Here is a 14,073-nt window from a genome sequence, read left to right on the forward strand (position 1 = left end):
GCTCGTCCACCCGGCGCGCCAGGCGGGGACGCGCCGGTGACTCGTGCGGTCGTCAGTGGGTGGTGAGGACCACGTTGCGCAGGGGCTCCCCGGCCGCGAAGCGCCGCAGCTGGTCCCCCATCAGACGGTTGGCACGCGGCCGGAACGCCGAGGTGGAACCGCCGACATGAGGGCTGATCAGCACACCCGGCGCATGCCACAGCGGGTGCCCCGGTGGCAGCGGCTCCGGGTCGGTGACGTCGAGGGCAGCGGTGATCCGGCCTGTGACTGTCTCCTCGATGAGGGCCTTGGTGTCCACGACAGGCCCGCGCGCGACGTTCACGAGCAGGGCGCCGTCCTTCATCCGGCCCAGGAAGCCCGCGTTCACCAGGTGGTGGGTGCCGGGAGTGAGGGGGGTCGAGAGGATCACCACGTCCGCTTCGGGGAGCAGGAGCGGAAGTTGGGAGAGTGGGTGCACCTGACCGCGCTCCGTAGCACGTGCGGAGCGCGCGACGCGCGCCACCCGCGCACATTCGAAGGGCGTGAGCCGGTCCTCGATGGCCGCGCCGATCGAGCCGTAGCCGACGATGAGCACGGACCTGTCGGCCAGCGCGGGATAGAAGCCGGACCGCCACTCCTCCTTGCGCTGGCCCTCCACGAAGCGGGGGATGCCCCGCAGGGAGGCCAGGACGAGGGCGAGGGCCAGCTCGGCGGTGCTCGCCTCGTGCACCCCCTTGGCGTTGCAGAGCCGTACGCCCGCGCGCAGGGAGCCGAGTCCGGGCTCCACGTGGTCGATGCCGGCGGTGAGGGTCTGGACCACCTGAACGGACGTCATGGCGGCCAGCGGCCGCACCGCGGTCTCGGTGGGCTTCATGTACGGGACGACGTAGAAGGCGCAGTCTGCGGGATCGGCGGGAAAGTCCTCGCCGCCGTCCCAGAAACGGTAGGTGAACCCCGACGCCGCGGGGGCGGGGAGTCCCTCGATCTCATCGGCCCCGACGGGGAGCCAGACGTCTGCTGCGTTCATGGTCAGGAGGCTATGCGAAGCACGGCGGCGGCCAGAGGTTAGTTTTGGGTGCGGCACGAGGAGGGGTACGGGCAGGTGGAGCGCAGAACAATCGGCGCGGCGGCTCTCGAAGTGGGCGCGGTCGGTCTCGGCTGTATGCCGATGAGCTGGGCTTACACCACATCACAGCAGCGGAGCGACCGTTCGCTGCGTACGGTGCACGCGGCGCTCGACGCGGGTGTGAGTCTGATCGACACGGCCGACATGTACGGCCCCTTCACCAATGAACTGCTGCTCGGCCGGGTCCTGAAGCAGCGGCGCCAGGACGCGTTCGTGTCGACCAAGGTGGGTCTGCTGATGGGCGGCGACCAGCACATCGTGGCCAATGGGCGGCCGGGGTACGTGCGTCGGGCGTGCGATGCCTCGCTGCGGCGGCTCGGGACCGACGTGATCGACCTCTACCAGCTCCACCGGGCGGACCCTGAGGTGCCGGTGGAGGAGACCTGGGGCGCGATGGCGGAGCTGGTCCAGGCGGGCAAGGTGCGCGCGCTCGGGTTGTGCGCGATGGCCGCGCACACGGCGCGCAGATCGGGCGCGGGCACGGGCATGTCACGGCCCGGCCGGGCCGGCGGAGCGGGACGGCACGCGGAGTCCGGACCTCATGCGGGGTCCGGGCGCCACGCAGGAACGATTCGTCAGCTGGAGCGTGTCCAGCAGGTGTTCCCGGTCAGCGCGGTCGAGGCGGAGCTGTCGGTGTGGTCGCCGGACACGCTGGCTGACCTGCTCCCCTGGTGCGAGGCGCGCGGTGTGGGCTTCCTGGCCGCGATGCCGCTCGGCAGCGGATTCCTCACCGGGACGCTCACTCCGGGTGGCGGTTTCGAACCGGACGACCTGCGAGCCAGGCATCCGCGGTTCACTGCGGAGATGATGGCGGCGAACCAGCCTCTGGTGGCGGGACTGCGAAGGATCGCGGAGCGGCACGGCGACGGGACCACCCCGGCGCAGGTGGCGCTCGCCTGGGTCCGCGGCCAGGGCCTGCACGTGGTGCCGGTGCCGGGCGCCAAGCGGGAGTCCTGGGCCGTGGAGAACGCCGCGTCGGCGGAGCTCGCGCTGACCGCGCGGGACATGGCCGAGATCGCGGAACTGCCACCGGCCAGGGGATCCTGGGACTGGTAGCACCCGTCTTCGTGATCCTTTACGGAGACGGGAACCTCGGGAACCCCCGTGGCGTATGAACAGTGCACGGGAGGCTCCAGGGCGCCGGCCCGTCCGCACCCGCGCACACTCACCCGCAGTCGGTGAAGGGACACCACAGTGCAACGTCCAGCCGCGACGGCCGTTCTGACCGCAGCCGCCCTGCTCTTCACCGCGGGCTGCTCGTCCGGCGACGCCGGCGCCGGCACCGGTCAGGACGCCGGTCGCAAGAACACGCCGACGAGCGCAGCGGCACCCTCCCCCACCGGCTCCGGCACCGCCCCGGCCGCGCCACCCGCCAAGGGGGCGGTGAAGGTGGCGGCGACCCTGACGAAGGATCTGAAGTCCCCGTGGGGGCTGGCCGCCCTGCCCGACGGCGATCTGCTGGTGTCATCGCGCGACGAGGGCACCATCACGCGGATCGACACCACCAGCGGAGAGAAGACCGAGATCGGCTCGGTGCCCGGGGTCGCCCCGGCCGGCGAAGGCGGCCTGATGGGCCTCGCCGTCTCCCCGGCCTTCGCATCGGACCATCTGGTGTACGCCTACTTCACGACGGAGTCGGACAACCGGATCGCCCGCATGCTGTACGACGAGAAGAAGCCCGCCGGGCAGCAACTCGGCGCGCCCGACACCATCCTGCGGGGCATCCCGAAGGGGACCGTCCACAACGGCGGCCGGATCGCCTTCGGCCCCGACCGGATGCTGTACGCGGGCACGGGCGAGACGGGCGAGACGGGCCTCGCTCAGGACAAGGAGTCGCTCGGCGGCAAGATCCTGCGGATGACCCCGGACGGCCAGCCGGTGCACGGCAACCCCTGGCCCGACTCCCTGGTGTATTCCTACGGGCACCGCAATGTCCAGGGACTCGCCTGGGACTCGGAGAGACGGCTGTGGGCCTCCGAGTTCGGCCAGAACACCTGGGACGAGCTGAACCTCATCGAGCCGGGCAGGAACTACGGCTGGCCCGAGGTGGAGGGCAAGGGCGGCAGGTCCGGGTTCGTGGACCCGGTGGCGCAGTGGCGCACGGACGACGCGTCGCCGAGCGGAATCGCGTACGCCGGGGGATCGATCTGGATGGCCGGGCTGAGGGGCGAGCGCCTGTGGCGGATCCCGCTGGCCGGTGCGGAACCTTCCGCGGCCCCCCAGGCGTTCCTCCAGGGAGAGCACGGCCGTCTGCGCACGGTCCTGCCGGTCGGCGGAGCCGGGGGTGGCACGGCAATCTGGCTGGTCACCAGCGAGACGGACACCAGAGGCACACCCGGGCCGGCGGACGACAGGATCCTGCGACTCGAGGTCGAGTGAGAGGTGGGCGGCCCGTGTTCAATCTGATCGAGCAACTCTTCGCACCCAGCCGCAAGCACACCGACGACGAGCGCAACCGTCTCCAGCTGACCAGGGTGGATGTCGGCGACGGGGACCCGGGGCACGGCGAGATAGATCTGGCCTCGGGGAAGGTCGTCATACGCACCCGGCGCGAGACGCCCGGAGCCTGAGAGGCCACAGCGGAGGCACAGACGAGCCGACCCGGAGCTGCGCCGGTCGCCGCAGGGGCTGCTCAGGCGCTCGCGGGGAAGAGCCGCAGCCGGTGGGCGAGCGCGGCGGCCTCACCGCGGCCGGACACACCCAGCTTGGCCAGGATGTTGGAGACATGCACGCTCGCCGTCTTGGGCGAGATGTAGAGCTCCTCGGCTATCTGGCGGTTGGTGCGGCCGATCGCCACCAGACGCAGCACGTCCTGCTCCCGGGGAGTCAGCCCGAGGTCGTCGACGGGGGCGGGTGCCGGGACCACCGGGCCGCTCTCGGAGCCCGGCTCGGCGAGCCGTAGCCGGGCACGCTGGGCGAGACCGGTGACCGCTTCCGTCAGCGGGCGGGCGCCGAGGCGTTCCGCGGTGCGACGGGCCTGACGCAGCAGGGTGCCGGCGTGCTCGCGGTCCCCGGTGGCCAGCAGGGATTCGGCCAGGCGGTGGCGTACGCGGGCCACGTCATAGGGACGGTCGACCGCCGAGAAGGCCTCTGCGACCTCCGTCCAGGTGTCCGGGGTGTCCCGTGCGTCGGCGCGCAGCAGCTCCGCCCGCACCCACCGCTCGTAGGCGATCCATACGGGCACGGCCGAGGGCAGCGCCTTGGCGGCGCTGCGGATCGTGGTGAGCGCTTCGTCCCGGCCCTCTGCCACGGGGGGCAGCCCGCGCACATCGGCCTCGATGGTGGCCGCAGCGAGCAGCAGCGGCCAGGCGTAACGCTGCGTACCGGGCGGGAAACCGGCGGCCACCGCGCGGTGCAGCTCCGCGCGGGCGTCGTGGATGCGGCCTTCGCCCCCGGCGATGCCGATGGAGATCCGGGCCAGGGGTATGGACTGCTGCGGCATGGGGTCATGGGTGCCGTAGTGCCCGGCGGCGGTCTCGTGCCAGCGGACCGCACCCGCCATGTCACCGCGGGCGAGCGCGAGGTAGGCGAGCCTGGAGGCACCCGCGCCGCGTGGTTTGGCACTCTGGCCGACCCGTTCGACCTGCGCGGCGGTCTCCGCCGCCTCGTCCCAGCGGCCGAGGGCGTAGTAGGACTCGGAGAGATTGCTCCACACCCAGGCCTCGGAGTCCAGCAGACCGTAGGTGCGGGACAGCACGAGGCCCTTCTCCAGGATGCCGAGGGCCTCCTGGGAACGGCCGACGCCTTCCAGGACGGACGGCAGGTTCACATGGCTGCGGCCCACCAGGGCCGCCAAGCCCAGCTTCACGACCTGCTCGGTGACCTCGTAGATCTCGGCGAGGCCCGCCTCCACGCCGCCCGCGTCGACCATGAGGCCGCCCAGGGTGATCCGGGCGTTCATCTCGATCTCGCAGGCGCCGACCATCCGGGCGTACTCGACGGCGCGCTGAGCCGCCGCGAGGGCTTCAGGCCCTGGATCGTGCAGCCAGCACCAGCCGGCGACGGCCGCGAGCACTTCGGCGTGCACTTCCGACGGCGGCAGCCCGCGCACCAGTTCCTGTGCGGTGGCGAGCTCCTTCCAGCCGTCTCCGCGTGCCTGGCTCTGCACCAGCCGCGACCTCTGGGACCAGAACCAGGCTGCGCGCAGCGGGTCCTGCTTCTCGTCGATCAGCCGCAGTGCGCGCTTGATGGTCTTGAGCGCCTGGTCCCGCTCCCCGCTGAGCCGTCCGGCGACCGCCGCCTCGGCCATGAGGTCCAGATAGTGCGGCGGCCCCGCGCTCGCCCCGGGGTCCCCAGGGGTGAGGGCCAGCGGGGGGTAGGCCTCGGCATGGCACAGGGGCCGCAGTCCCGCCCGTACCTCGTCCGGGGTGTCATCCCACAGCTCCATCGCCCTTTCCAGCAGCTCCAGTTGCTCAGCGTGGGCATGACGGCGGCGTGCCTCGGCCGATGCGTCGAGTACGGCGGGCAGAGCCTTGGCGGCGTCGTGGGCGTGGTACCAGTAGCTGGCCAGCCGGGCGGCGCGCTGGTCGGCGGGGACGAGCGCCGGACCGGCTTCCAGCGCCTCGGCGTAGCGGCGGTTGAGCCGGGAGCGCTCACCGGGCAGCAGATCGTCGCTGACGGCCTCGCGCACCAGCGAGTGGCGGAAGCAGTAACCGTCGCCGTCGGGGGTGGCGAGCAGGATGTTCGCGCCGACCGCGGCGCGAAGGGCGTCGATCAGCTCTTCCTCACCGAGTCCGACGACCGCGGCGAGCAGCGGGTACTCGACGGTGGAGCCGCCTTCGGCGACGATCCTGGCGACCCGCTGGGCGTGCTCCGGGAGTCCTTCGACTCTGACGAGGAGCAGGTCGCGCAGCGAGTCGCTGAGGGTGGGGCAGCAGCCTTCGCTGGCGGCGACGGAGAGTTCCTCGACGAAGAAGGCGTTGCCGTCGGAGCGTTCGAAGACGTCGTCGACGAGGGTCGGTGCCGGCTCGCTCGAAAGGATTCCGGCCATCTGACGCCCGACCTCGTCACGGCTGAACCGGGGCACTTCGACACGCTGGACGGTGCGCAGCCGGTCGAGTTCGGCGAGCAGCGGTCTCAGCGGGTGACGGCGGTGGATGTCATCGGCGCGGTAGGTGGCGATGACGGCGAGACGCCCTCTGCGGAGCGTGCGGAAGGCATACGCGAGCAGTTGGCGGGTGGAGGCGTCGGCCCAGTGGAGGTCTTCCAGGACCACGACGACGGTGCGGTCGTCGGCCAGGCGTTCCAGGAGGCGGACGGTGAGGTCGAAGAGCCGGGCCCGGCTCTCCTCGTCGTGGCGGACCTGCGGATGCGAGGTCCCGCCCAGTTCGGGAAGCAGCCGGGCGAGTTCCTCCCCCCGTCCTGCGGCTGCGGCTGCGAACTCGTCGGGCAGTTGCCGGCGAAGACTGCGCAGGGCGGCGGAGAAGGGGGCGAAGGGCAGTCCATCGGCGCCGATCTCGACACAGCCGCCGATGGCGCAGACGGCGCCGTCGGCACGGGCCGCGTCCCGGAACTCCTCGATGAGGCGGGTCTTGCCCACTCCTGCCTCGCCGGCGACGAGGACCGCCTGCGGCTGCGGGCAGGGCCCCTGCGAAGCGCCCCCACCGGTGGCTCGGGCGAGCGCACCGGTGAGGACGGCGAGTTCGGCTGTTCGGCCGACGAACACGGGGCTGACTGACCTGGTCTGCACGGCCCAGAGCATCGCACAGGCACCAGGTGCGACGGCACCGGGCCTCGGGATCTCCTGAGAGTCCGTCATGCGGCGTGACCAGGGGCGGGACCCGGGGTGGACCATGGGCGCGACCGTCCCGGTACGGGCTCAGGCGCCTGGCTCGTGCCGGTTACGGCTGTCGCTCACCCGCCCCTCCGGGCCATGTCCCGCAGGCCTGCGCCCGGTGTGGTCCGCCCGCCGCACATGGCGCGCGAGCCACTCGCTCTCGGCGCGGCGGACCAGCTCGGCGTGGCGGATCTCGTGAAGTTGGTACTCGAACACGGTGCTCTCCTCGTTGGTGACATGGTGGGCGGCGGTTCACGCCGCCCCTCGCCGTCAGGGGTGCCTCAACTCTCTTCTCCCAGGCGGCGCGTCCGCATCGGGCGAGTGCCGCATCTTGGCGGCCGGGGGGACTTAGGCAACGGCCTCCGGATCAACGGCGTGCCTTAGACCCCGTCCGGGCCCAAGGCGGGCAAGGCCTAGGCCGTGTCCTAGGACTGGCGCCGTCCGCCCGCATCGCGAGCCAGGCGGGAGTTCTCAAGCACGGCCTAGTCGAGATCGCGCCAAAGGATCCGATCCGTCGGCCGGAGATGAGGAACTGGCAGCGTTGTCAGCGCTGCCTGGCAGCATGGAGGTATGACGGATACGGGGGCGTCGAGGACCATTGCTGTCAGTTCGCCAGGAGAGGCCGCTGGGCTCGCCTGGCACTTATACGACGAGGCGGGGGGATACGCCGGCCAGCCACCGGTCCCGGTGGTCAGCTATGAACCGGGGGCCGGCGTGCTCGCTCGGCGCGAGGCGCTCCGGGATGTGTACGGGGCGATCGTGGACCGCGTCGGTGAGCCCACGTTGTACGGGGGATCGGCCCAGGGACCGAATGTCCGCTGGCGCGACGACAGCAGACTGCTGCTGCTGTCGGGTGACCGTTTCGGCGCACGGCTGTCCGTGCACCATACGGAGATACTGGAGGCAGAGGAGTACCGCAGCTTCGCGTGGGGCGACATCTGGTCGCCCGCCGGCGCAGGAGACTTCGATCTGCTGCCGTACAGCTGGCAGTTGTACCGGAACGGTCCCGGTGAGCGCCCGGTGACCCGGGCGGGCGCCTGGCTCGCCGGCTGCTGGGAACATCTGGAGAAGGCCCTGGAGCTGATGCTCGGAGCCTGGGCCGAGCAGCTGCCGGTCCAGCTGCCGGGTGACTGGGCGGGCTTCACGATCCTGTCCGGCCGGGATCCCGGGCGCGAGCTCGTCGTCTCCTACAACCCGGACGAAGGACTGGGCGTGGCCGTCGATGACCGGGACAGCGGGCAGGGGCCGGAGCGGGAGCGCCAGATGCGGGGGCGGGGCTGGCATGCCAGGGACCGGGGCTGGTGGCAGTCGGTGTTCCACGAGGTGTACGAGAACGCGGCCCGGCTGGCCGCACGGCTGACGGTGACGGAGCTGCGGGCGCGGGGAGCCGTGACCCCGGACGATCTCGTCGTGCGGGATATGGGGGTCAGCGACCGGGGTGAGCTGTGGCTCCCCGGACTGGGGATACGCATGAGCTGAGGGCCCGCAGCACCAGTGCACGGGAACGTCCGAGGGCGGGACACCGCCGGTGTCCCGCCCTCGTAGCGCAGGTGCTCAGCCTTCGGAGACGCCGAGCTTCTCCAGGATCAGCTCCTTCACCCGGGCCGCGTCAGCCTGCCCGCGCGTGGCCTTCATGACCGCGCCGACCAGTGCACCGACCGCCGCGACCTTGCCGCCGCGGATCTTGTCCGCGATGGCGGCGTTGCCCGCGATGGCCTCGTCCACGGCCGCGCCGAGCGCGCCCTCGTCGGAGACGACCTTCAGTCCGCGCTTCTCGACGACGGTGTCCGGGTCGCCCTCGCCCGCGAGGACGCCCTCGATGGCCTGGCGGGCCAGCTTGTCGTTGAGCGAGCCGTCGGTGACCAGGGCGGTCACCTGGGCGACCTGCTCCGGGGTGATCGGCAGCTCCTCCAGGGCTCGGCCCGACTCGTTGGCGTTGCGGGCCAGCTCGCCCATCCACCACTTGCGGGCCGAAGCTGAGTCGGCGCCCGCCTCGACGGTGGCCACGATCAGATCGACCGCGCCCGCGTTGAGGATCGACTGCATGTCCGTCTCGGAGACGCCCCACTCCTCGCGCAGTCGGTTGCGGCGCAGACGCGGCAGCTCGGGCAGCGTGGCCCGGAGCTCCTCGACCCACTCACGGGAGGGGGCCACGGGTACCAGGTCGGGCTCCGGGAAGTACCGGTAGTCCTCGGCCTCCTCCTTGATCCGGCCCGAGGTCGTGGAGCCGTCCTCCTCGTGGAAGTGACGGGTCTCCTGGACGACCTTGCCGCCGCCGTTCAGCACGGCGGCGTGCCGCTGGACCTCGTAGCGTGCGGCGCGCTCCACGCTGCGCAGCGAGTTGACGTTCTTGGTCTCGCTGCGGGTGCCGAACCGCGTGCTTCCCTTGGGCATCAGCGAGAGGTTGACGTCGCAGCGCATCTGGCCCATCTCCATGCGGGCCTCGGACACACCGAGGGCCTTGATGAGCTCGCGCAGCTCCGCGACATACGCCTTGGCCACCTCGGGAGCGCGTTCACCGGCGCCGACGATCGGCTTGGTGACGATCTCGATCAGCGGGATACCGGCGCGGTTGTAGTCGAGGAGCGAGTGGGACGCGCCATGGATCCGGCCGGTGGCCCCGCCGACGTGCGTCGACTTGCCGGTGTCCTCCTCCATGTGGGCGCGCTCGATCTCCACCCGGAAGACCTCGCCGTCCTCGAGCTGGACGTCCAGATAGCCGTCGAAGGCGATCGGCTCGTCGTACTGCGAGGTCTGGAAGTTCTTCGGCATGTCCGGATAGAAGTAGTTCTTCCGGGCGAAGCGGCACCACTCGGCGATCTCGCAGTGCAGCGCGAGGCCGATCTTGATGGCGGACTCGACGCCGATGGCGTTCATCACCGGCAGGGAGCCGGGCAGGCCGAGACAGGTGGGGCAGGTCTGCGTGTTGGGCTCGGCGCCCAGGGCGGTCGAGCAGCCGCAGAACATCTTGGTCCTGGTGCCGAGCTCGACATGGACCTCCAGGCCCATGACGGGGTCGTAGGCCGCGAGGGCGTCCTCGTACGACACCAGTTCAGTCGTGACGGTCACGGTGAAACTTTCCCTCTCAGCCGAACAGGACGTCGTCGTCGCCCAGGCGCTTGAGCTCCCGGTAGAGGATCGCCAGTCCGGTGACGATGGCGGCGGCGGACACGGCCGCGTCGATCAGGCGGAGCGTGTCATGCTCCAGACGCGCCTTCTTGGCCTGCTTGGCGACGCTGATCGCGCCGACCGCGGTACTGGCCATGGCCACATAGGTGCCGGTCTTGGACTTCCTGAAGCCCTTGGCCTTCTGCAGCGTGCTCACAGTGACGGTGCCTCCTCCAGCAGCGGGTGGCCCCACTTCGCCACGAAGGCCGCCTCAACGGCGGCGCCCACCTTGTAGAGGCGGTCGTCCTTCATGGCGGGGGCGATGATCTGCAAACCGACCGGGAGGTTGTCCTCCGGTGCCAGGCCGCACGGCAGCGACATCGCCGCGTTGCCGGCCAGGTTGGTCGGGATGGTGCACAGGTCGGCGAGGTACATCGCCATCGGGTCGTCGGCACGCTCGCCGATCGGGAAGGCGGTGGTCGGCGTGGTCGGCGAGACGATCACGTCCACCTGCTCGAAGGCCTTCTCGAAGTCGCGGGTGATAAGCGTGCGGACCTTCTGCGCGCTGCCGTAGTACGCGTCGTAGTAGCCGGACGACAGGGCGTAGGTGCCCAGCATGATCCGGCGCTTGACCTCGTCGCCGAAGCCCGCCTCACGGGTGAGGGCGGTGACGTCCTCGGCCGACCGCGTGCCGTCGTCGCCGACCCGCAGGCCGTAGCGCATGGCGTCGAAGCGGGCGAGGTTGGACGAGCACTCGGACGGGGCGATCAGGTAGTACGCGGAGAGCGCCAGATCGAAGGACGGGCAGTCCAGCTCGACGATCTCGGCGCCGAGGCCGCGCAGCAGCTCGACCGACTCGTCGAAGCGCTGCACCACGCCTGCCTGGTAGCCCTCGCCGCGGAACTGCTTGACCACGCCGACGCGCATCCCGGCCACCGAGCCGTTGCGCGCGGCCTCGACCACGGGCGGGACCGGGGCGTCGATGGACGTGGAGTCCAGCGGGTCGTGCCCGGCGATGACCTCGTGCAGCAGCGCCGCGTCCAGGACGGTGCGGGCGCAGGGGCCGCCCTGGTCCAGGGAGGACGAGAAGGCGACCATGCCGTAGCGGGAGACCGCGCCGTAGGTGGGCTTCACGCCGACGGTGCCGGTGACGGCGGCCGGCTGGCGGATCGAGCCGCCGGTGTCCGTACCGATGGCGAGCGGGGCCTCATAGGAGGCGAGAGCGGCGGATGAGCCACCGCCGGAGCCACCGGGGATCCGGGTCAGGTCCCATGGGTTCCCGGTCGGACCGTACGCGCTGTTCTCGGTGGACGACCCCATGGCGAACTCGTCCATGTTGGTCTTGCCGAGGATCACCACGTCGGCGTCCTTCAGCCGCGTGGTGAGGGTCGCGTCGTAAGGCGGGATCCAGCCCTCGAGGATCTTGGAACCGACCGTGGTCGGGATGCCTTCGGTGGTGAAGATGTCCTTCAGCGCCAGCGGCACACCGGCCAGCGGTCCCAGCTTCTCGCCGCGCGCACGCTTCTCGTCGACGGCGCGGGCCTGCGCGAGCGCGCCCTCCCGGTCGACGTGCAGGAAGGCGTGCACCTTCTCGTCCACGGCCTCGATACGGGCCAGGTGGGCCTCGGTGACCTGGACGGCTGTGAGCTCGCCGGAGGCGATCTTCGCGGCGATCTCGGCCGCGGTGAGCTTGATGATGGTGCTGTCCGTCATGGTTGTTAGTCCTCCCCCAGGATCTGCGGCACCTTGAAACGCTGCTGCTCCTGCGCGGGGGCGCCGGAAAGCGCCTGCTCGGGGGTGAGCGACGGACGGACCTCGTCCGCGCGCATGACGTTGGTCAGCGGCAGCGGGTGAGAGGTCGGCGGCACGTCTTGGTCGGCGACCTCGGAGACGCGGGCGACCGCGCCGATGATGTCGTCCAGCTGTCCGGCGAAGTGGTCGAGCTCTTCGGCCTTCAGCTCCAGACGCGCCAGCCGGGCGAGGTGGGCGACCTCCTCGCGCGTGATGCCAGGCATGCAGCGATCCTCAGGGTGAGTGTTCGGGTTTTGGCCCAATCCTATGGGGCTGCCGCCCGTCCCCGCGAAACGCTTTGCCCGGCCGCCCTCCGGGCCCCGGTCATGTCCCGTTCGTTTCCAGGGGCGGCCGGGGCTGTCGAGGCGGCGTCCCGGTGGCTCTGGGGCACTCGGGTGGACTCCGCGGCCCCGGCCCGCCGGCTGCCGCGGGCCGGCCGCGCCGATGGGGTAGCGATGGTCCGGTGCGTACGATCGTGGCCGCCGAAGGACCCGTGGTCGCCCGGATCACGGTCACCGCTGGCGTGGCCTGGCAGGCCTCGGTGTGGCTGGGTGCCGACCAGCCCCCGGTCTTCGCCGCCCTTGTCCCCCTGTTCGCCATGCGCAGCAGCCCCGAAGCCGCGGTCGTCACCTCGCTCAGCCGGGTCCTGGGCGTGGTCGCGGGGGTCCTGCTCGGGATCGGGGTCCTGAACGTGCTGCGCCCGCAGACGTTGACCCTGGCCCTGGTCGTGGGTGCGGGTCTGGTCATCGGGGCGGTACTGCGCCCGGGCCGCGAGCTCAACGTCCAGGTCGCGGTGTCCGCCCTGCTGGTGTTCGCCAACCCCAGCCCGGCTGCCTACGGGTTCGACCGCGTCTGGGAGACCGCCGTAGGCGCCGTGGTGACGGTGGTGCTCGGCCCGCTCCTGTGGCCGCCCGATCCCCGTCGGGTGCTGTCTGCGACCGTGCGGGACTGCGGGGCACGGCTCGTGCGCGCGCTCACCGGCACCATCGCCGTGCTCGGCACCGATACGACCGCCGCACAGGACAATCTCGCACGCGTACGGAAGGACATGCGGGACCTCCAGCACACGGCCCAGGAGGCCGGCCAGGCCGAGCGCCTCCTCGTGTTCGATCCGTGGCACCGGCGGCACCGGGACGCCGTGCGGAGCCTGTCCCGGCGCGCGGCCGTCGCGGCCGAGATCGCCTCGCATCTCCAGGTACTCGCCAGGGAGGTCGCGTTCTTCACCGCCCGGCCCGATGCCGTCGAGGACGTGGCCCGGGCACAGCCGCCCTGTACGGCGATCGCCACGTCCACCGCACAGGCCATCGAACGCCGCATGGAGGGCGCGGACCCGGGGCCCGCGATCACCACGGCCCGCGGCGAACTGGCCGCCTTCAGACGCACCATGCCCCGTCCCGTCGCCGTGGCCCTGAGGCGGCCCTTCCAGCGGATCCTGGACGACCTGGACGGGCCGCAAGACGACGGGGACGACGGGAACAGCGGGCAAGCGGCATGAACGTGTGACCGAACCGGCGCTGCCCGGTGCGGAATCGCGTGGCTGATTCGTGGATCATCCAGGGAGCTAGAAGGGGGCTTCAGATGATTCAGCTGTCCGGCGAACCGATGACATGGGTGATGGCGGGTGACAGCATCACGCATGGCGTGCTGCACACCCATGGCGCACGGGGATGGGTCGAGCATGTACACGAGCGGGTGCGCTGGCAGCTCGACCGGTTGACCGACATCGTCGTGAACACCGGAGTCTCGGGCTGGACGGCCGCAGAGGTGCTCGCGGCTTATGACCATCTGATCGGCCGGTTCTCGCCCGACGTGCTGTCCATATCCCTGGGCGCCAACGACGTCCTCGACGGACCGGAGGGCCTCCCGGGGTTCCACGTGGCGATGCGGGCGATCATCGCGCGCACCGGCGGTGCACAGATCGTGCTCCACACACCGGTGCCGGTCAGCGCGACCGGGCGGGCCAGACGTGCCGCGCTGCCGGACTACTGCCAGGCCGTACGGGAGATCGCGAAGGACACCGGGGCTCTCCTCGTCGACCACGAGGCTTACTGGAAGGCGCAGTTCGGCGACGAGGACCCGATCCCGTGGCTGGACGATCCGGTGCACCCGAACGCCGTCGGCCACCTCCGCATGGCCGACCACACCTTGCGCACCCTGGGTCTCGGGCCGCTCCAGGACCTGTAGGGCGCCGAACCCCGGGTCCAGGTCCCGTCCGGACGATCTGTGCCGGAGTGCTCCCGTGGGCGGTCCGGCCAGGTCTGCGCAGCACAGTGCACGCTCGGCGTTCTCCAAC

The 14,073-nt window shown here is 71.3% G+C and carries 13 protein-coding genes; 6 read left to right on the forward strand and 7 right to left on the reverse strand.

Annotated features, from left to right (window positions below; all coding sequences use genetic code 11):
- Window positions 1-52 precede the first annotated feature (52 nt).
- Window positions 53-1,006 (reverse strand): 2-hydroxyacid dehydrogenase, encoded by a 954-nt coding sequence (locus ABZ532_RS27295; RefSeq protein ID WP_361289168.1) that lies wholly within the window; start codon window positions 1,004-1,006, stop codon window positions 53-55.
- Window positions 1,007-1,081: 75 nt separating this feature from the next.
- Between ABZ532_RS27295 and ABZ532_RS27300 the strand changes: the two genes are divergently transcribed.
- From ABZ532_RS27300 to ABZ532_RS27310, 3 genes are all read left to right on the forward strand, one after another.
- Window positions 1,082-2,161, forward strand: a complete 1,080-nt coding sequence (locus ABZ532_RS27300; RefSeq protein WP_361289170.1) for an aldo/keto reductase — start codon at window positions 1,082-1,084, stop codon at window positions 2,159-2,161.
- Between the two features lie 138 nt (window positions 2,162-2,299).
- Window positions 2,300-3,484, forward strand: a complete 1,185-nt coding sequence (locus ABZ532_RS27305) for a PQQ-dependent sugar dehydrogenase (RefSeq protein WP_361289173.1) — start codon at window positions 2,300-2,302, stop codon at window positions 3,482-3,484.
- Between the two features lie 14 nt (window positions 3,485-3,498).
- Window positions 3,499-3,675 carry a DUF6191 domain-containing protein gene (locus ABZ532_RS27310; protein ID WP_361289176.1) on the forward strand — a complete coding sequence of 59 codons (177 nt, stop codon included), beginning with the start codon at window positions 3,499-3,501 and terminating at the stop codon, window positions 3,673-3,675.
- 62 nt (window positions 3,676-3,737) lie between these two features.
- Here the strand turns inward: ABZ532_RS27310 and ABZ532_RS27315 are convergent, their stop codons facing one another.
- Both ABZ532_RS27315 and ABZ532_RS27320 read right to left on the reverse strand, forming a co-directional pair.
- On the reverse strand, window positions 3,738-6,806 hold the full coding sequence (locus ABZ532_RS27315) for an AAA family ATPase (RefSeq protein ID WP_361289282.1): 3,069 nt from the start codon (window positions 6,804-6,806) through the stop codon (window positions 3,738-3,740).
- A gap of 117 nt (window positions 6,807-6,923) precedes the next feature.
- Window positions 6,924-7,097, reverse strand: a complete 174-nt coding sequence (locus tag ABZ532_RS27320) for a hypothetical protein (protein ID WP_361289179.1) — start codon at window positions 7,095-7,097, stop codon at window positions 6,924-6,926.
- Between the two features lie 354 nt (window positions 7,098-7,451).
- Here ABZ532_RS27320 and ABZ532_RS27325 point away from each other — a divergent pair, with 354 nt between their 5' ends.
- Window positions 7,452-8,360 carry a hypothetical protein gene (locus ABZ532_RS27325; protein ID WP_361289182.1) on the forward strand — a complete coding sequence of 303 codons (909 nt, stop codon included), beginning with the start codon at window positions 7,452-7,454 and terminating at the stop codon, window positions 8,358-8,360.
- A gap of 75 nt (window positions 8,361-8,435) precedes the next feature.
- On the opposite strand, the gene gatB is transcribed toward ABZ532_RS27325, so the two are convergent.
- From gatB to gatC, 4 genes are read right to left on the reverse strand one after another with little or no spacing between them, the layout of a single operon-like run.
- Entirely contained in the window at window positions 8,436-9,950 is a 1,515-nt protein-coding gene (gatB, locus tag ABZ532_RS27330) for an Asp-tRNA(Asn)/Glu-tRNA(Gln) amidotransferase subunit GatB (RefSeq protein ID WP_361289185.1), read from the reverse strand.
- Between the two features lie 16 nt (window positions 9,951-9,966).
- A complete protein-coding gene (locus ABZ532_RS27335; protein ID WP_361289188.1) occupies window positions 9,967-10,206 on the reverse strand; it encodes a hypothetical protein in 240 nt (79 codons plus the stop codon).
- On the reverse strand, window positions 10,203-11,702 hold the full coding sequence (gene gatA, locus ABZ532_RS27340; RefSeq protein WP_361289191.1) for an Asp-tRNA(Asn)/Glu-tRNA(Gln) amidotransferase subunit GatA: 1,500 nt from the start codon (window positions 11,700-11,702) through the stop codon (window positions 10,203-10,205). The genes ABZ532_RS27335 and gatA overlap by 4 nt, the downstream gene beginning before the upstream one ends.
- Window positions 11,703-11,707: 5 nt before the next feature.
- On the reverse strand, window positions 11,708-12,004 hold the full coding sequence (gatC, locus tag ABZ532_RS27345; RefSeq protein ID WP_010984178.1) for an Asp-tRNA(Asn)/Glu-tRNA(Gln) amidotransferase subunit GatC: 297 nt from the start codon (window positions 12,002-12,004) through the stop codon (window positions 11,708-11,710).
- A 239-nt stretch (window positions 12,005-12,243) separates the two neighbouring features.
- On the opposite strand from gatC, the gene ABZ532_RS27350 reads away from it, so the two are divergent.
- Together ABZ532_RS27350 and ABZ532_RS27355 are read left to right on the forward strand one after the other, a co-directional pair.
- A complete protein-coding gene (locus ABZ532_RS27350) occupies window positions 12,244-13,275 on the forward strand; it encodes an FUSC family protein (RefSeq protein WP_361289194.1) in 1,032 nt (343 codons plus the stop codon).
- An 83-nt stretch (window positions 13,276-13,358) separates the two neighbouring features.
- Window positions 13,359-13,964: a GDSL-type esterase/lipase family protein gene (locus tag ABZ532_RS27355; RefSeq protein ID WP_361289198.1), complete on the forward strand. Its 606-nt coding sequence runs from the start codon at window positions 13,359-13,361 to the stop codon at window positions 13,962-13,964.
- The last annotated feature ends 109 nt before the right edge of the window (window positions 13,965-14,073 follow it).

The organism is Streptomyces sp. NPDC019396, from assembly GCF_040632375.1.
GTDB lineage: Bacteria > Actinomycetota > Actinomycetes > Streptomycetales > Streptomycetaceae > Streptomyces.